The sequence below is a fragment of the Paenibacillus qinlingensis genome, from assembly GCF_013204845.1.
In the GTDB taxonomy this organism is placed as follows: domain Bacteria; phylum Bacillota; class Bacilli; order Paenibacillales; family NBRC-103111; genus Paenibacillus_E; species Paenibacillus_E qinlingensis.
Window position 1 is genome coordinate 78623 of record NZ_JABMKY010000029.1, and the last position, 19423, is coordinate 98045.

13 protein-coding genes are annotated in these 19423 nt (G+C 44.1%); 11 read left to right on the forward strand and 2 right to left on the reverse strand.

The window, feature by feature from the left end; all coding sequences use genetic code 11:
* Positions 1 to 66 precede the first annotated feature (66 nt).
* Entirely contained in the window at positions 67 to 690 is a 624-nt protein-coding gene (gene cdaS, locus HQN88_RS32485) for a sporulation-specific diadenylate cyclase CdaS (protein WP_173120104.1), read from the reverse strand.
* A gap of 572 nt (positions 691 to 1262) precedes the next feature.
* Here cdaS and HQN88_RS32490 point away from each other — a divergent pair.
* The 11 genes from HQN88_RS32490 (at position 1263) to HQN88_RS32540 (ending at position 18599) form a co-directional block, all read left to right on the forward strand.
* On the forward strand, positions 1263 to 2939 hold the full coding sequence (locus tag HQN88_RS32490; protein ID WP_173120106.1) for a type 2 periplasmic-binding domain-containing protein: 1677 nt from the start codon (positions 1263 to 1265) through the stop codon (positions 2937 to 2939).
* Positions 2940 to 3010: 71 nt separating this feature from the next.
* On the forward strand, positions 3011 to 3985 hold the full coding sequence (locus tag HQN88_RS32495; RefSeq protein WP_173120107.1) for an ABC transporter permease: 975 nt from the start codon (positions 3011 to 3013) through the stop codon (positions 3983 to 3985).
* Between the two features lie 13 nt (positions 3986 to 3998).
* Complete coding sequence (locus HQN88_RS32500) at positions 3999 to 4910, forward strand: carbohydrate ABC transporter permease (RefSeq protein ID WP_173120109.1); 912 nt, start codon at positions 3999 to 4001, stop codon at positions 4908 to 4910.
* Positions 4911 to 5037: 127 nt separating this feature from the next.
* On the forward strand, positions 5038 to 6552 hold the full coding sequence (locus HQN88_RS32505; protein WP_173120111.1) for a response regulator transcription factor: 1515 nt from the start codon (positions 5038 to 5040) through the stop codon (positions 6550 to 6552).
* Between the two features lie 25 nt (positions 6553 to 6577).
* The gene (locus HQN88_RS32510) at positions 6578 to 8401 is read left to right on the forward strand and encodes a sensor histidine kinase (RefSeq protein WP_173120113.1); all 1824 of its coding nucleotides are present in this window, start codon (positions 6578 to 6580) and stop codon (positions 8399 to 8401) included.
* Positions 8394 to 9899, forward strand: coding sequence for a response regulator transcription factor (locus tag HQN88_RS32515; RefSeq protein ID WP_173120115.1), 1506 nt, complete (start codon positions 8394 to 8396; stop codon positions 9897 to 9899). The genes HQN88_RS32510 and HQN88_RS32515 overlap by 8 nt, the downstream gene beginning before the upstream one ends.
* Positions 9900 to 10377: 478 nt before the next feature.
* The gene (locus HQN88_RS32520; RefSeq protein ID WP_173120117.1) at positions 10378 to 11370 is read left to right on the forward strand and encodes an endo-1,4-beta-xylanase; all 993 of its coding nucleotides are present in this window, start codon (positions 10378 to 10380) and stop codon (positions 11368 to 11370) included.
* 120 nt (positions 11371 to 11490) lie between these two features.
* Positions 11491 to 15699 carry an endo-1,4-beta-xylanase gene (locus HQN88_RS32525; RefSeq protein ID WP_173120119.1) on the forward strand — a complete coding sequence of 1403 codons (4209 nt, stop codon included), beginning with the start codon at positions 11491 to 11493 and terminating at the stop codon, positions 15697 to 15699.
* Positions 15700 to 15825: 126 nt separating this feature from the next.
* On the forward strand, positions 15826 to 16893 hold the full coding sequence (locus HQN88_RS32530) for an alpha/beta hydrolase (protein WP_173120121.1): 1068 nt from the start codon (positions 15826 to 15828) through the stop codon (positions 16891 to 16893).
* 259 nt (positions 16894 to 17152) lie between these two features.
* Complete coding sequence (locus tag HQN88_RS32535; protein ID WP_173120123.1) at positions 17153 to 17533, forward strand: cupin domain-containing protein; 381 nt, start codon at positions 17153 to 17155, stop codon at positions 17531 to 17533.
* A 13-nt stretch (positions 17534 to 17546) separates the two neighbouring features.
* A complete protein-coding gene (locus HQN88_RS32540) occupies positions 17547 to 18599 on the forward strand; it encodes a Gfo/Idh/MocA family protein (RefSeq protein WP_173120125.1) in 1053 nt (350 codons plus the stop codon).
* 17 nt (positions 18600 to 18616) lie between these two features.
* Here HQN88_RS32540 and HQN88_RS32545 read toward each other — a convergent pair whose 3' ends face one another.
* Positions 18617 to 19357, reverse strand: a complete 741-nt coding sequence (locus HQN88_RS32545) for a helix-turn-helix transcriptional regulator (protein WP_173120127.1) — start codon at positions 19355 to 19357, stop codon at positions 18617 to 18619.
* Positions 19358 to 19423: the final 66 nt, after the last annotated feature.

Sequence of the window (19423 nt, forward strand, 5' to 3'; positions counted from 1 at the left end):
GTTCAAAAGTCCAATGTATGGGCAAACGAGTAATCTCCTTAGTTGCCATCGACTAGAAGTGATGCGCTATTCAGTAACATCTCCCATGTTGATAGGATACAGTTTACCCATATAGGCAAATGAGGATTGGCCCGTTTCTTCGGATACAACTAGAGCTAATGCATCTGTTCGTTCAGTAATGCCAATCGCCGCTCGATGCCGCGTCCCTAATTTTTTATTGCTTGCAATCGTTGCTGATAAGGGAAGTACATTCGCTGCGGAAACAATGTGGTCATAACTAATAAACACAGCTCCATCGTGCAAGGGATTGCCAGGATAAAAGATGGATTCCAGCAAGGAATAGGATACTTTTGCTCCTACAGAGATGCCATTATGAAGATGGGCTTCGATAGCATCGTTACGCTGAATGACAATCAAGGCCCCATGGCGGCGTTGGGATAAATGATTGACGGCGATTGATAATTCTAGATATTGAATGGAGAATGCGGATAAATAACATTGCAAGTAGAAGGAGGCGGCTATGGATTCAGCTTTTCTAAACCTGTCTTGAATGGCCTCTAATTCACTCAATATACAATGGCTCTCATCATCGATTTTATGTAAACTTTGTTGAAGGACATCGGAAATTTCATTGATGTGCTGTTTGAGCTGCTCTTTCATTGGAGAGTCGTTGCATTGGATCTGATTCAATTACTTACACCTCTGAATAGCAGAATATTCTTAATAATATTCCCATTTTTGTAAATATAATGAGTTGGCAACTACATTTTCGTTTGTGCTGTGAATTTTGTGTTTATTATGGCCTACGATTTTCATGAAGCTCATTCCGGTCCGGGACTAGTTGGTCCAATTGATGAAAGTTATTGGGATGAGCAAGGTGCGTGGCAGCTTAGCTTGAATTTTCCTCAATCTGCCTATTTAATCTTGCATTTTTTCAGGTAAAGAAGAGTTTTCTAGTTCTTTTGAACAGCCCTCACCAAGACTACTTGGTGAGGGCTGTTTGAGCTTTATCTTACTTAACGGAAATACAATTATACATAAATTTTACTTTATTGGATAATTAATAACGAATCAATAATGACACCGGTTTCTTTCACTGCTATAATTTGTGATTACATGACTGTAATTTTTAGGGGTAATATCTTTATTTTATGAATTGTAAGCGCATTCTTGAAAGGTATAATAAATAGTGTAAGCAAATAAAAATCATTGACCTAAACAATCATGCATCGTTATGGAGACAATAAGGGAGGATTAGAAAAATGGTTATGAAAATAAAACGTCCTGTTTTAGCAACATTGGTACCTGTTCTGGCCCTAGGATTAACATTGACAGGCTGCACCGACGCAAAGGATACGGCAAGCAACACCACTTCACCTAATGGAAGCCAGACAACACCTGCTGCAACGCAGAGCAATGAAATGAAGCCAGTCACATTGTCCTTGTTCATTGACAGCCCTTATCAACAACCGACTCCTGACAATAAGATTTATAAGCTGATTAAAGAAAAAACAGGCGTTAGCCTAAAAATGGAGTTTCTGGTCGGTGACTTGCAGCAAAAGCTTGGCGTCATGATTGCCGGCGGCGATTATGCAGATATCATGACAGGAAACGATAAATTAATTGCGGCGGGCGCTTTTGTGCCTCTAGAGGATTTGATTGAAAAGTACGCTCCGAATTTAAAGAAGCACTATGCGAATGTATGGAATCAGATGAAGGATCCTGCGAGCGGACATTTATATGTACTACCAAATTTCAACGTGTTCAGTGGTCAATTTAACGAAACCGCTTACGAGGGACCAGGCTTTTATTTGCAAAAGGATGTACTAAAGGAAATGGGCTATCCTACGCCTAAAACATTGGAAGAATATTTCGATATCATTGCCAAATACAAAGCGAAACATCCAGATATGATCGGCTTCGAGACGCTGAACTTCGATTGGAGAAACTTCCCACTGCTTAATCCGCCAGAGCATTTAGCTGGACACCCTAATGACGGCGGGGTGATCGTCGAGAATGGGAAAGCACAGATATTTGCAGACAAGGACATTGCTAAGACCTATTACAAAAAACTGAATGAGATTAATGCGCAAGGGTTAATGGATAGGGAAGCTCTGGTGCAGAACTACGATCAGTACTTAGCGAAAATTGCTAGCGGCCGTGTCATTGGGATGTTTGATCAACATTGGAACTTTGGTGATGGCGAACGCTCACTGATTTCACAAAATAAAATTGGCAGTACCTACGTTGGGTTCCCTCTCTTGTACCCAGGCGCCAAAGAGTACTACCGTGACCGTCCAGTATTGAACATCAACCGTGGATACGGGATTTCGACGAAAGCTAAGGATCCGGTTCAAATTATCAAATTCCTTGACTCACTAATGACCGAAGATTGGCAGAAGACACTCCAATGGGGTATTCAAGGCGATGACTATATGGTGAAGGATGGCAAGTTCGCTCGTACCCCTGAACAACGTGCTAAAGCGGACGATAATACATGGAAGCTTGGCAATAAAGCGGAAGCGTTCTTCGCTAATTTACCTAAGATGCAAGGGACCTATAGTGACGGGAATGCGACAGATCCAGGAACACAGCCGCAAGAATTCTATGACAGCTTAAAGCCGCAGGATCAAGAAGTATTGAAAGCGTATAACCATAAGACATGGGCTGAGTTCTTCAAAACACCAGCGGAGAATCCCGTATACTACCCAGCGTGGAGCATTGATTTGGTGGATGGTTCCCCAGCGAAAGTAGCCAATACGAAGATGAACGACCTAGCTGTAAAGTATTTGCCGAAAGCTATTTTGGCCAAACCGGATGACTTTGAAGGTGTATGGAAGGAATATGTGGATCAAATTTCCAAAAGTAACTATAAAGTTTACGAAGATCGTATCAATGATCAAATCAGCTGGCGTATTAAGAACTGGAGTAGTAAATAAAGGGATAGATCATGCAGTGGAGTGGGGGAGACTCAGGTCTTCTCCGCTTTACTTCCTAGGAGGAAATGTCGATGGACGAGACCATACTGCCCAAAAAATTAAAGAAAAAGCAAAAAATTGATCCGGAAATCGGCGTCGGTTTAAGTTGGAAGACGATAAAAAACCAGAAGCAGTTAATTATGATGTCTTTTCCCATCGTGATATATATTCTAATCTTTAATTATGTTCCAATTTGGGGCTGGTTGATGGCTTTCCAGAATTATCGCCCGGCTTTAAAATTTTCCAAACAGCAGTGGGTGGGATTGAAGCATTTTAAATTTATATTTCAAGATGATACGTTCTTGACGGTGCTTCGCAACACACTTGCTATGAGTATTATCAATTTGGTTTTAGGTTTTGCAACAGCCATACTTTTAGCTCTGTTGCTGAATGAGATCAAAGTTCGTTTCTGGAAGCGGTCTATCCAAACGATATCCTATCTGCCTCACTTTCTGTCGTGGATTATTGCTGCGGGTATCGTAGCGACTTCGTTATCGATTGATGATGGTATCGTGAATCAACTGTTGATGAAGTTGCACCTTATTAAGGAGCCTGTGATGTGGCTTAGCGAAGGTAAATATTTTTGGGGGATTGTGGGCTTGTCTAATGTGTGGAAAGAAGTGGGTTGGAATACCATTATTTACCTAGCGGCAATCACTGCGATTGATCCATCGCTGTACGAGTCTGCCGGGATCGACGGTGCAAACCGTTACCAAAAGATCCTGTACGTCACACTGCCCGGGATCAAGTCGACTTTTATTATTCTCTTAATTATGAACATTGGACACATCCTGGATGCAGGCTTTGAAATTCAATACCTGCTCGGCAATGGGTTGGTTGTCGACTATTCGCAAACGATTGATATATTCGTTCTTAAGTACGGTATTGCGCTAGGTAATTATTCGCTGGCAACTGCGGCAGGCATTTTCAAAACGGTTGTAAGCATAATCCTTATTCTTATTGCAAATTCTACCGCCAAGCGTCTTGGTGAAGAGCGGTTGATATAAAGGAGAAATGACGATGGGGACAACAACTGTTAGCAGAGCTCGAATTGAGCCCATTTTGTTCCATACGATGAATGGCATCTTCATGCTCCTTCTAGCTATAGTTACGCTTTATCCTTTCCTTCACACCTTAACGATTTCATTTAATGAAGGAAATGATGCACTTCGTGGGGGCATTTACTTATGGCCGAGATCCTGGTCATTGCAAAATTACAAGGCGATTTTCATTTCCGGTACGATCTATCATGCGGCTTGGATTTCAGTGGCTCGTACAGTTACAACAACCGTACTGGGTGTGTTTCTCACCTCCATGCTTGCCTATACGCTGGCGCAGCCCCAATATATTTTCCGTAAAATAATAGGTGTAATTTTTGTGTTGACGATGTATTTCAATGCAGGGCTAATTCCTAATTACTTTCTGATTAAAAGTTTGGGACTGTTGAACAACTTCTGGGTATACGTTTTCCCTGGGATGGTAAGTGCGTTTAATCTGATCGTCATTCGGACGTATATTCGTACGCTTCCATCAGGCTTGGTTGAGTCTGCGAAGATGGATGGAGCAGGTGATTTCACCATTTTTGTACGAATTATTCTCCCGCTGTGTACGCCTGTACTAGCAACCATCGCCTTGTTCATTGCGGTTGGCTCTTGGAATTCCTGGTTCGATACCTTCCTGTATGCCTCTTCTGATTTGAAACTGAGTACACTTCAGTACGAAATGATGAAGCTGCTTGGATCTACGATGAACAGCAACAATGATCCAGGTCTTCTAGCCGGTGCAAACACGAATCAAACGAAGGCTATGGTTACGCCTGCTTCCATACGTGCGGCAATTACAATTGTGGCGGCGGTTCCGATTCTATTCGTGTATCCTTTTCTGCAGAGGTATTTTATTGTCGGTATGAACCTTGGAAGTGTCAAAGAATAAGACGTAGCAAGCGATAATTATAATCATTTCCCGTTTCAGCTCGGTGCTGGGACGGTTTTTGCTTTATAGAAACTCATCTTATCCTATATAATAGTTCATATCGACTTTCTGAAGTGAGGTGATTCTTATGTTGAGGGTTATGTTTGCCGATGACGAGCCTTACATGCTAGAGGGACTGCGGACGATGATTGATTGGAATAGCCTAGGCTTTGTCGTGTGCGGAGAGGCTTCAGATGGGGAAGACGCCTTAGCTATGATAGCATCGGTCCAGCCTCATTTGGTACTGACGGATGTTCGAATGCCTGTGATAGACGGCTTGGAATTGATTGAACAAGCGTCCTGTCTCCATCCTGAAATGAAATTTATCATTTTGAGTGGATATGCGGATTTCGAATATGCCAAAACAGCGATGCGGCATGGTGTCGCCAATTATTTGATGAAACCTTTGATGGAAGCGGAGCTTGTAGCTGCAGTGGAAGCGGTCGCAGTTACGATTCGAGAGCGTATAGCTGCTAGTCAGTTCGAAAGTGCTGCTTTAGATTGCTTACGATTGGAAACGATTTCAAAATTGTTGCAGGGAGAAAACAGGCAGAAATGGATTGAGCAGTCGAGCGCTTTGCTGAATCTTCATGAACATTCTAGCTTCCGCTGTGTTTTACTTGAACCTAATCTTCACGCTCAAAATCAGTCAGACCTGAAGCAGCTTATTGCAGATAAGATGAAGCTTAAGCAAGTGAGGATGCTTCCATTTGGAGTTGGGAAAGAACGCCATGGATTCTTGCTGGTCACAGGACCGGAGGAACGCGAACTTCCTACTTCGATGATGACAGAGATTATGACCGATGTCAGACATGACTGGGGCACAGCGATCTCCTTTTCGATTAGTACCGAGCATAAGGGGCCGCATGCGTTAAAAGAAGCATTTCGTGAGGGGCTTATAGCCGAAATGTGCAAATTCCCTTCTGGAACGGAAGGGATTTACATCTATCAAGGAGAGTGGTCAGCGGAGACGCTTCCTGCATTTGGTATGACGGAATCTATCCTAGAAGCCGTAGGACGTGGGTGTCCAGAAACGGTGCGAGACCACGTACACCAGTTATTTATCGCTTTTTCGAGGCAGTCCGTATCTGAATCTTGGGTAAGTGCTTATGTAGACAATATTAAGCTTGAAATTCTTAAGTCAATTACCCAATTGGGCGGTGATCCTAATTGGGCTTCAAATTGGTTGGTTCCCACTGTTCCAATGGATATTGGGCTCTTGGAGCGCAAAGTAACACAAGAAATTCTGCAAGCTGCAGAGTGGATGGGTCAGAAAAAAGGCGTAGGGCAAGATGAAGTCGTAACCGCAGCAGGTGACTATATCAAATCGCACTATAGAGAAAAGCTGCAACTGCAGGTTGTTGCCGAGCATTTTAGGCTGAATGCTGCGTATTTTGGCCAGAGGTTTAAGAAGCAAGTTGGCCTCACGTTCAATGAATATTTACATGTCGTACGAATCGACGAGGCCAAAAAATTACTTCGCCGAGAAGAACTGAAAATATCCGATGTCGCTGATCGTGTCGGCTACTCGGATTCCGAACAGTTCGTAACCAAGTTCAAGGCACTTACTGGCCTGTTACCCTCTGCCTACAAGAAGGGTTAACCTATGATTGACAAGGAGAGCAAATATGAGCGGGAAATGGAAACTGTTGCGTATTGTTAATGATATTCCCCTGAAGTTCAAGTTTCTGATCATTTACTTGATGTGTGTGTTGCTGCCCATATTGTGTATAAACAGCTTATTTTTCTTACAGGATAGCAAAAATACAGAACGTCGAGAGATGGATAATTTGCGGATTTCTCTGGATAGGGTCGGAAATGAAATCATGCAAATGGTGAATTCAGGTGTTGTGATTGGCAACGCTGTTTCCGCTGATCGTGTATTTAATGAGATGCTCGAATTTACGTACTCGGATAATGTTGCTTATTACGAAGAATACGACAGTTACCTCCGAGACAAATTGGGGCAGTATCCGAATATTTATCCCTATATCTCTTGGATTGGTGTCTACACATCGAACCCAACGCTATCCAATGGTGGAAGCTACTTTATGCTTAAGCCTAATGATCTGAAGAGTGAATGGTATCAGAAGATGAACGGAAATAAAGATAAAGTGACAGTGACCTCTTATTTGGATACGAATCCCATGAATCCCGAGGAAAAATTGGTATATGTCAGTATTATTCGGAAGCTGGACAATTTCCCAGACCTTATGAAATTCTCTAAATATTTGCGTATCGATATTCGAATGGATAAGCTGCTGGAGCTGTTTGATAAAGAGCGTAATTACTTGTTGATCAAGCTCGTGGATGAGGAAAATCGGCTTGTTCTTGAATCAGCAGGTGCGTTCAAGGGAAGTGCCCCTTTGCTCCCAACACTCCCTGTATCTAAGGCTTCTCAACTGACAGGTTTACCTGAGAAGAGCTTTGTCAATCCTCTTAGTAACGCTAGTTATGTGCTGAACTGGCGTCTGGTCGGAATTCCTGAGGGAAGTCGAATCGCGGAGGAGAGAAGGGGAGTCATCCACTTCTTTATTTGGCTGACGCTCATTAGTACGATCATTCCGACGATATTGATTTACATCATTATGCACTCTTTCAATTTCCGGGTAAGAAAGCTCTCCAAACATATGCAGTTGGTGAAAAATGAGAGGTTCGAACCCATTACGATGTATGAAGGAAAAGATGAGATTGGTCATCTTCTTCGCAGCTTTAATTTGATGACGAAGAAAATTCGTAATTTAATTAACGACGTGTACAAACTCGAAATTCAAAAAAAGGATTTGGAGCTAGAACGCGTACAGGCCGAGCTGAATTATTTGCAGAGCCAAGTAGATCCTCATTTTCTGTTCAATACGTTAAATGCGATTCTTGTTGTATGCAAGAAATATCGTTATGAGCATGTGATAGAAATTATACAAAACTTATCTCAGATTTTGAGAAGGCTGCTAAGCTGGAAGGAGGATTTGGTGACAGTAGAAGAAGAGCTAAGCTTCACTGAAATGTACCTCCAGATCGAGAAGTTCAGATTCCAAGATCGGTTCCACTATGAATTGTCCGTTGACGACTCTGTTCTATCTTACCGAATCCCGAAGATGAGTATTCAATCGCTCGTGGAGAACTCTTGCAAGCATGGGCTTCAATCGGTGAAAGGGAATCGCAGAATTCGGATATCTGTCGAAAGAGCAGGGATGAACATGCTCATGAAGGTCGAAGATAACGGAATTGGTATGAACAGCACAAAATTGGATGAAATTGTTCAGAGTCTGTATAAAGGAGAAGACAACGGCAAGAACATCGGACTTCGCAATGTGTATCGACGTTTAAATCTGTTTTATGCGGATCGCTCCTTATTCCAAATTGAAAGTATCCCTTTCGAGAAAACGAGCGTTACCATACAGATTCCTTTGAGTCTTATTAGGAAACAGGAGGAGACGATCGGACATGTATAAGGTTATCTTCGTGGATGATGAGCCTTTCGCTTTGGAAGGTATAAAGCTCATGGTCGAATGGGAAGAGCTTGGCTTTGAAATCGTAGACATGTGCGAGAACGGCGAAGAAGCTCTAGCCTGCATGGAAACCTGTAAGCCTGATCTCGTTGTGACGGATATTCGGATGCCGGTCATTGACGGATTAGAATTAATCGATCGGGTGCAAAAGGCAGGCATCGACCCCGTATTCATCATTTTAAGCGGCTACAATGATTTCGAATATGCACGATCCGCCTTAAGGTATGGGGTAAAGCATTATTTGCTAAAACCGGCTTTGGACAGGGAATGGGAGGCTGTTATTCAATCCGTTATTGAAGAGTTGCAGCAGAGAGAACAGCAAAGGCTGCGTCATGACCTCGTTACCGACCGTCTAGTTCCTACGCTGCTTGCTCAAATGCTTCGGGGGGAAATTTCAGCAACAGACGGAAACGTTGGGGACATCCTAGATCCCTTGGCACAAGGGGATCAGGGCTGGAGGTACATTCATGTAGAATGGCTTAGCGGCACGAAACAAGAGCTCGATGCACGCTACTTCCTTTCGCGAAAAGCTCATGCAATCGACTTGTTTGGGAGTCAGGACGGGCTTGTTATGGAGTCATTTCCTGAAATAGAGGAATGGGCTGGGCAGGTATACGAAGATCTACATGAGCAAGGTATCGAATGCTGTCTCTCGATAGGACCACGGGTGGAATCCCTCCGTCATATAGAAAATTCGTATGCAGGTGCTCTGGAGACATCCGTGCATCATTTCTTTCATATATCCGGTGGCCCACTCGATTACGATAAGATTCATCACAAGCAAATCAGCTATGATCTTCATGCGGTTGCTATCGTAGATGACATTCAAAGTGCCCTTGAGGCTCTTCAGAATAAGCGAGTTGAGGACTTAATTACGCAAATGTTTGTGATACTGTCAGCTAATAAAACGGCCCGGGAAGTCGTTCATTTGCTGGTCATACGCATAGTATTAAAAAGTGCTGCTGTGATGCGGGAAATGGGGATTGACTCAGAGGCGCTGCCTCGTGTTCGCGATTTTTTGAGAAGGGAGCATCGTTCCTTACAGGAAGTGGAGGAATCTCTGCAAGCGTATGTGCAGCAGTATATGAGCCAGCTGAAGCAGCATAAAGAGAAGTTTTCCGGTCATCCACTTCGAGTTATTGAGCGTTTTATCCAGGAGCATTACCGCGAAACACTGACGATTAAAGATATCGGAGAACGGTTCTTCATGAACCCCGTATACTTAGGTCAAGCGTTTATGAAGCGGAACGGTGTAGGCATCATTGAATATATTCATGACCTGCGTATTAACGCGGCGAAGCGTATGCTATGTGAAACGGATGAGACGATTCGTCTAATTGCAGAGCAGATCGGATACGTGCACTATCATCATTTCCTCAAAGAGTTTGAGAAACGTGTCTCTGACAAGCCCGGTGTGTTTAGACAGTTAAGCAAAGCATAAAGGACGCCAATGAAGAGGTTGTCTCAAAAGTCTATGTAGACTTTTTGAAACGCCTCTTTTTTCGTTATTGACCCATAAATAATAAAACGAGTTCCGGTAATTTAACTGAATTTTCTCCATCTATTTAAAACAGATTTAGCGAATTCGGATGATTAACTGTATTTTCTGTAGTTAAATTTCTTCAATTCTATCGATTTTTCGAATTTCATAGAATTTACCTGTAGTTTTTCCATCTAATCACGAAAACACCTCAAATTCGAGCACATTAGCTGTAGTTTTTACATCTAAATGTGATGCGCCAGTGGGACAGCCTCTTTTAGTTAGGAGTGCGACTGAAAACATCGCCCACAATCTTGAAAAATTTTAAGAAAATGGGGGAGAGTTCTTTAATCTGTGAATGGTAAGTGTAGTCAGATTCTATATCATATAACATAGATGGCCTGTTTAAACAGGGGATGATGAGGAGGTTTATCAATTTATGAACAACAAGGTACCGAATTTACACGAGGCTTATCAGGGCATATTCAGAATCGGGGCTGCTGTTAGCACGAAGATCATCCGATCCGAAGGAAACTTCATCGCCCAGCATTATAACAGCATTACAGCGGAGAACCAGATGAAGTTTGGGGAGATCCATCCAGAGGAAGAGCGGTACACATTTGAGGCAGCGGATGAAATCATGGATTTCGCCATGCAGAACGGGATTGCCGTTCGGGGGCATACGATGGTCTGGCACAATCAAACCTCCGATTGGATATTCGAAGGCCCTTCTGGCGGTACAGCCAGCAAAGAAATGGTTCTCTTGCGGATGCAGGAGCATATTCGTACGGTAGCCGGTCGCTACAAGGGCAAGGTGTATGCGTGGGATGTCGTCAATGAAGCGATAGAAGATAAGGCGGACCTGGTCATGCGTAATACCAAGTGGTTGGAGATCCTGGGTGAGGATTATATCCGTCATGCTTTCGAGGCAGCACATGAAGCCGATCCGAATGCACTTTTATTCTATAATGACTACAACGAGACAGAGCCTGTCAAACGGGATAAGATTTATCATCTCGTCCGTTCATTGAAGGACAAGGGAGTTCCTATTCACGGTATCGGTATGCAGGGACATTGGAATATCCATGGTCCTTCCTTGGATGAAATTCGGCAAGCGATCGAGATTTACGCTTCCCTCGATCTGGAGCTTCACATCACCGAGTTAGATCTCTCCATGTTTCAATTTGAGGACATGCGAACCGATCTATTGGTACCCACTGAGCAGATGGTGGAGCTTCAGGAGCAGCGGTACGAGGATATCTTCAGGCTATTTAAAGAATATCGAGGAGTCATTACGTCGGTAACGTTCTGGGGAGCGGCTGATAACTATACATGGTTGGACAACTTTCCTGTTCGCGGCAGAAAGAATTGGCCGTTTCTATTCGATGGAGATCTCCGTCCTAAGCAAGCATTTTGGCGTGTAATCAGGTAGGCAAATTGACATAATTGAGGGGGGATTATTCTTTATTTTGAGTATGTGAAGCCAATTGCCTAAGTTGTAGAATGAAATTGGAATAAAATTGTAAGCGATTGCAGAAAGAGGAGGATGAGAATGCTTGTGAGAAAACAACTTCATGTATGGATGGCAATCGTGCTGCTGTTTGGGATGATCGCCCCCCAACTTCTAGTACCCGTGATGGCATCGGCTGCCGGCAATACGGTCGTATTGTCCCAAAGTTTTGAAGACGACCAAACTGGCGGTTGGGTTAAGGTATCCTGGATGGGAGACGGTTTAATTGCCGTGACGTCGGCAACGGCCTCCGCTGGCTCCAAATCCCTGGCGATGACGAACCGTGCTGCAAGTAATAGCTCCCCGTTCCTGGATTTGACTTCATACACACAAGCTGGCCATACGTATGATTTGTCACTGAAGCTTAAAGTCGGAGCAGGAACCGATAATTTCCATATCGCTTCTAATGTCGATGCTGCCTCACTGACCAACAAATATCCATGGCTGGTAGTGAATAAGTCGGTTAGTTCCACCGAATGGACCACTTTTGAACTAAAGGGATACGAGCTTCCAGGGGATACGAAGTCGTTCAAAATTTGGGTCGAGTCGGATTCAGCTTCCACCACGACCGAGGACCTCTATATCGATGAAGTACAGTTAACGGATGTTACGCCGTCTGCACCAGTTGATTCGGGAACAGTTGACCAAACTGGGGTCCAATCCTCCTTTGAGGACGGACAAGGAAATTGGGTGCGCAGAAACGGCTCCGGCAATATCGATATTTCGACGGCAGACAATCACACCGCAAGCGGCTCCAAGAGCTTGCTGACCACGGTATCCGAGCAATATGATGGGCCTTTGCTGAACGTCCTTGGCAAGATGTCCAAGGGCTACAAGTACAATTTGTCGACTTGGGTAAAAATGGCTCCAGGACAATCCCCCACTGTATTGCGGCTTTCTGTACAGAGCGGCGATAGTACATATACGAATGTTTCGTCAAACGTGACTGTAACTTCTGATCAATGGGTACAATTGACCGGTGCGTTTACCGTTGCTGCCACTCCGACCGTATTGAATGCATACGTGGAAGTAGCCAACAAGTACGAAGATGCAAGATCCTTCTATATAGACGATTTCGATTTGTCCTATGTGGGTCAAGTATCCGGGCCGAAGCCGATTCAAACGGATATTGATCCTTTGAAGGACATTTATGCGGACAACTTTAAAGTCGGTGCTGCCGTAACAGGAGATCAGCTTACTTCCGATGTTCACACGCTTCTAGATTATCACTATAGCTCCCTCGTAGCTGAGAATGCTACAAAACCGGGTTCTCTGGAACCGACAGAAGGGCAATGGAACTGGACGGAAGCAGACAAGATCGCACAATATGCCAAAGATCACATGATGAATTTCCGGCTGCATACCCTTGCTTGGCATTCGCAGGCTGCGGAATGGATGTTTAAGGATGCGCAAGGTCAGCCGCTTGCAGCTACACCGGAGAATAAACAGTTGGTGCTTGACCGTCTGACGACGTATATTCAAACCGTGGCGCGTCACTATAGTTCCATGGAAGTGCCAATTAATGCCGTCGACGTGGTCAATGAAGTTATTGATCCGGGACAGCCGGATGGCATGCGGAAGAGCGAGTGGTATACGCTGACTGGCTTGGATTTCATCCGTACAGCCTTTAGGGTTGCGCGTCAAGAATTGCCAAACGCTAAACTATATATCAACGATTACAGTACGCAGGATCCGGCCAAACGCGACTTTTTGTTTAATTTGGTGACTAAACTAAAAGGCGAGGGAGTTCCAATTGACGGTGTGGGTCATCAAACGCACATCAGCATAGGTGGCCCCTCCATCGAGCAAATTTCTGATTCCATACGGAAATTTGGAGAAGCCGGACTCGACAATCAAATAACGGAGCTTGACGTTTCGGTTTATACCGACAACAGCTCCACCAGCTATGAGGATACCAGCCTTGTGAAACAAGGCTACCGTTATAAGCAATTGTTCCAAGAGCTTGTTCGGTTGGACAATGAGGGCAAACAGGCTGCCTCGAACACGCAGGCCTATAATCCTGACGGATGGATCAGCAATGTTACGATATGGGGGATTGCAGATGACCATACCTGGCTTGATAACCAAGGTACAACCCGTAAAGATGCTCCTTTCCCATTCGATGTGCAGTATCAAGCCAAATATGCTTATTGGGGAATGATTGAAGCCGTAAAGACGTTGACACCCTCCCATCTGCCAATAACCGCGCAGACAGCAAATACAGCGAAAGGTACACCGGCTAATGCTTCGGATCCGGTTTGGAACACGGTTCCGGCATTGAAAACGCAACAATTAGGTACCCTTCAGGCCGAAGTGAAAACCTTGTGGGATGAACAACATGTGTATGCCCGCGTAGCGGTCAAAGACATGACCAAAACCGCGACGGATCTAATAGAACTCTTCGTGGATGACAACGGCATTAAGAAATATACATTCGCACGAAATGATGCTCGAATTACAGAAGGAACCGACGGTTATGTGTTGCAAGCATCAATCCCGATGGCAGGCACATTAGGCAAGGGAGTGAAGTTTGACGTAAGAGCCACCGATAAGGGGATTAATGACGGTACGGAGCATGGGAGCAATGGCGTTATCGTATCTTGGAGTGATCCACGGAACACGCAGGACAACGACTTGCTTGGTTACGGGATCTTGACTTATATCGATGCCGTAAAAGTGGCAAGTGCTTCTTACGGAACGCCTGCAATCGATGGCGAAATGGACAGCAAGTGGGCGAATGCGCCAGTTTATACAACTGATGTACTGGTAGAGCAGCATAACAATGCAGTCGCCAAAGCTCAATTGCGTGCCATGTGGGATAAGGATAACCTCTATGTCTATGCGGTTGTGCTAGACAGCAATTTGAGCGATGCCAATGCCAACGCATGGGAGCAGGATTCGATGGAGATTTTCGTTGATCAGAACAACGGAAAAACGGACAGTTACCAAGGTGACGATGGTCAATACCGGATTAATTTCAAGAATATAAAGACCGTCGGCGGACATGCAACCCAGAATAACTATACATCGGCTACCAAAATTATTAATGGAGGTTACGTTGTAGAAACGGCTATAGCGCTGGATACGATTACTCCACAAGCTGGAACCGTGATCGGATTTGACTTTCAGGTTAATAATGATCAAGACGGAGGAAGCCGTGACAGCGTATTTGCTTGGAGCGATCCAACAGGGCAATCCTATCAGAATACTTCGAGATTCGGCGTTATGAAGCTTGAGCAAGTGCAGCCTTCCGACCCGTCGACCTCGCAGACTTCCTCTTCCTCTATCTCGCCTCCAATACTGGAAGGGTCAGTTAAGGTACAAAAAGACACAGACGGCAAGATAGAGAATAATGGAGCGACCGTTAACTTGCCGGCAGGAGCAATAGGAAGTGACATATATGTAAGCATTAAAAAGTTGAGTGACACCTCACAACTGAAGCCGGATCCGGATTTGAAGCTGGCTGGAGATGTGTACGAGATTATCAAGGACGTAGCTGGATCGTTCCAGAAACCAGTCAGTATTACCCTACCGTTCAACACCAGCTTGTTGGATGATGAGCATGAGGTGGCCCTGTACTGGTACAATGAAGAAACCGGCAAATGGATAAAATTGGACGATATTAAGATTGACTTGGTAAAAGGCACCGTTTCCGGCAGCGTGACGCACTTCACCAAGTTTGCCGTATTGGCGGCAGCAAAGTCAGCATCGGTCAAACCTCCGGCCTTGACTGATATTAAAGGACACTGGGCGGAAGCAGGTATCCAAGAACTTGTAAAAGCAGGCGTGATTGACGGTTACCAAGACGGCACATTCCAGCCCGATTCAAATATAACAAGAGCCGAGTTCGTATCCATAATCGTCAAAGCTTTTCATCTGAACGCTGCAAGCGGAACTGATTTCGCTGATACTGCCAGTCACTGGGCGAAGGAAGCCATTGCAACCACTGCGGAGCTGGGAATCGTGGATGGCTATGAGGACGGAACTTTCGGCCCAGATGCCAACATCACCCGGGAACAAATGGCCGTAATCCTTGCACGTGCCGCACAGTTGGCATCTGCCAACAGCGGCTTGGATTATAAGGATAGTGGAGACGTCTCCCCCTGGGCACAAGGGCCGCTTGCGGCTTTGACCGCTAAGGGTGTGTTCAACGGTTACGAAGACGGTTTGCTGAAGCCGAAAGCTTTCAGTACTCGCGCAGAAGCGGTGGTTATCATCATTAGGATTATGGATGCTCAACACGTGCAATAACACCAGCAAAGAATAGAAAGAAGGCTGTCCGCACATGGATGACATGTGCGGCAGCTTTGTTTTTGGGCTTTTGGAGCGGAATGGAGCTAACTGGAAAAAATATATCCGAAGGGAGAATAATGATCCATGAAAAGCAGGAACGTGACGGCAGTGCCTGCCGAATATTTTAAGTCAGCGAATGAAGAGCTTCAAGGTACGGTTCAAGAGGTTTCCTATAAGGTAAGTAACTATATTGATAGGAATCGACAGCTTGTAACAGATCGGAACATTGATTGGAGTGAAGCAGGAAGAGAAACGGTTGCGGGAGATACCATAATGAAGAAATGCAACGTTTACTTACCTGCTGCTTATGACCCAGATGACTCTGTCAAATACAATGTCATGTATTTGCTTCATGGCGTAGGCGGAGATCAATATGAGTGGTTAAGCAGCAACGGTAAAGTTGACGGACGATTTATCATTTGCAATCTATTTGACAATCTCATTGCCAACGGTGATATCGATCCGTTGATCGTCGTATTTCCTAACGGAAGAAGCGCGTATGACTGGACAGACACCTCCTTCAATCCCGAAGGAACCAATATGCTGGGATTCTATTACTTTGATTATGAGCTGAGATATGATCTGATTCCATGTATAGAATCCACTTACAAAACCTTCGCAGATATAACAGATACCTCCCATGAGGGAATCATATATAACCGCACCCACAGAGCGATTGCTGGGCTTTCGATGGGGGGAATGCAAGCGCTGAATCTGATCATCGGTGGTTATCGGCATGATTCAACGCGTATCACTGGCACAGAGAGTGCCTGGAATAACGAGTTGGATAAGACAGTGCTCGCACCAGGGATGATAGATTTGTTCGCTTATGTGGGTACTTTTTCAAACGCTCCTACGTCGAGTGATGGTACAACGCTTGGAGACAGTCTTGCTTCTTGCGTACATAATCTTCATTTACTATATACCACATGTGGCGATGCAGACGGAGTAGCGAATGGCAGCTATATAAAATCTATAGATGGGTTTAGACACCAATCGGAGAATCATCTTAATCATTTTTATCAAATTCTGATTAAGGATGGTTTCCATGATTTTCATGTTTGGAATAACGGTGTGTACAATTTTAGTCGATTGATATTTAGAAATTGTGATGATGATGGAAGGTCCCATATTATAAGTAAAACTATTTAATGTTTTTGGCGATACTTGCTAGCGCCAAGATATACAGGATAGTTATCCATAATTAACAACTGCGTTCATTCCATGGGGTGAACGCTTATTTTATTTTTGGGCAAACTCGTTATCAATCGGATCATCAGGAGTATTCTATGATATATCGATTTTTCATAAAAAATATCGCCTTTTTCCATTTACTATCCAGTTTGTCAAGCCTATGATTAATGTATCAAAATGTTTAACACAACTCATATTTGAAAAGGAGTTTTAATGTATGAAAAAAACAGATTTTATCGAAAACAAGTCTCAAGCGTATGAGACTCGTCAAAATTGCCATGGTGGGACAGGTCCTTTTCAGTTAAAGGATATTATTCAAACGGTTGCATCAAGCGATAGGCAGTACATCAAATTCATTCATGATGATATCATCCCGCCAGGTTCTACCTTCGGCTATCACCAACATAACAGCGATGCTCCGATGGAAGAGTGGTATTATTGCATTTCTGGCCACGGAATCATGGAGCTTGATGGTAACCAATACGAGATGTCGGCCGGCGACATAAGCGTCTGCCGTGCAAGCGGCAGTCACGGTCTTATTAATAACGGTCCAGAGGATTTAAGAATTATCGTGATCTATGCTTCTGAAATAAAATAAAGGGGGGATAAACGTGAATAACAGAAAACTTAAAGTAGGTGTAGTCGGATTAACTGTGGGGGCAAGTCATGTTAAAGACTACGCTAGCAGCGACACCGTGAAAGAAATTGTGTTGTGTGACGTTGATGAATCAAGACTGAAAGAGATAGGCGACACATATAACATTTCAAAAAAATATACGGATTTCGAGAAGATGCTGAAAGAGGAAAATTTGGATGCGATTAGCCTTGCAGTTCCTAATTTCTTGCATATGAGGCTTTCCATTCAGGCGATGGAAGCGGGCGTGCATGTACTGTGTGAAAAGCCTATGGCGAGAAATGCAGCAGAGGCGAGAAAAATGCTTGAAGCCGCTCAAAAGCACAACAAAAAGTTGATGATCAACTTCAATCAGCGTTTTCTACACGAATGCCAAACGTTAAAATCCGTGATTGACGAAGGCAAGCTCGGCGATATCTATTATGTGCGGACGCTGTGGCAACGAAGACGAGGGGTGCCATGGTGGTATCCGCTTTCATCTGGAAAAGAAGTATGCGGCGGTGGAGCGCTTATTGATCTTGGCGTCCATATGCTTGACCGTGCGATGTGGCTTTGCGGGTATCCTGAGCCGGATTGGGTACTAGGAAACAAGTTTTGCAAGGTCTCCAAGGACGAGGCTGCACGCAAAGGCATTCAGAATTTCGAGCTTGAAGACATGGGGGTAGCTATGTTTCGTATGAAGGGTGGGGTGATGCTTGAATTGGAAGCATCCTGGGCCAGTAACCGAGAGAACGAGGTAATTTCAACACGAATCTATGGCTCCAAGGGTGGTGCGGTCTTGCATAGAGTAGTAGGAGATGGGAATGCTGCGAGCCATAAATTGTTTTTGGAAATCGGCGGAGAGGTTCAAGACATTCCTTTAGATGATAAGGGTATTTCAAAAATGCCAAATGTTCGGCAAGCGTTTTTGAATGCCATTGTCAATGATGAAGAGGTACCTTGCACGCCTCAACAGGGACTTCAAATTACACAAATGCTAGATATGGTTTATTTGAGCGCTGAAAATGGCACGCCCGTCCAATTTGAATGATGGACTGAAAAAGCATTTCAATTACGAAATCTGCTTGGAGACATTCCTGTTTTTGATTGAAAAAAACGAGAAAAATTATAGATATCCGAAAAGCCGCAACTGCTTGCAATGTCCGTGATACTTAGCGTAGACATGCGTAACAGAGTCTTGGCTGTATCCAATCTGCAGTTCTGCAGATACGCGTAGGGTGTAACACCACGTTCCTGTTTAAAAATGCGAATAAAATGATCTGTCGTAAGAGAAAAGTTCTGGGCAAGTTCGCTCATATCATATTGCTGCTCCGGGTGTTGTTGAAACATACGGCATAGCTCATTCATTTTTATTGTATATGCTCCGGTTGCTGTTGGCGTTATATGTTGATATTCCGTAATAAGTGCTTGCAGCCATACTTCCATTTGCATTATGTTGTTTCTCTCTTCTGCTAAACGAAAGCGATTGAAAAGCTCAAGTACAAAATGATATTGATCAAAATGACGATGCTCAGGCAAGTCACACAAGATATCCGGGTTTTGCAATGTGAAATCAATGTAACGTACATCGAGACTGGTATGCTCACTTTGATAAGCGTCGACCTCGTTCTGATAATTGATAAAAAAAACATCGCCTATGCTTAATTTGTAGCAGTTCTTGCCTAGCCTGATTTGACCTTCTCCGCCCCAAATACTCCACAAGGTAAAGCCTGGATGACAACCGACGGGAACATGCCATTTCCATTCTGGAACGCAGTGTTTCCCGTTATGCATTGATAGGATGTCCATGTAATCACTCCGGTTAAAAAGTATCGATTTTTCATAAATATTGTTTCATTTATATCTCGGATAGTC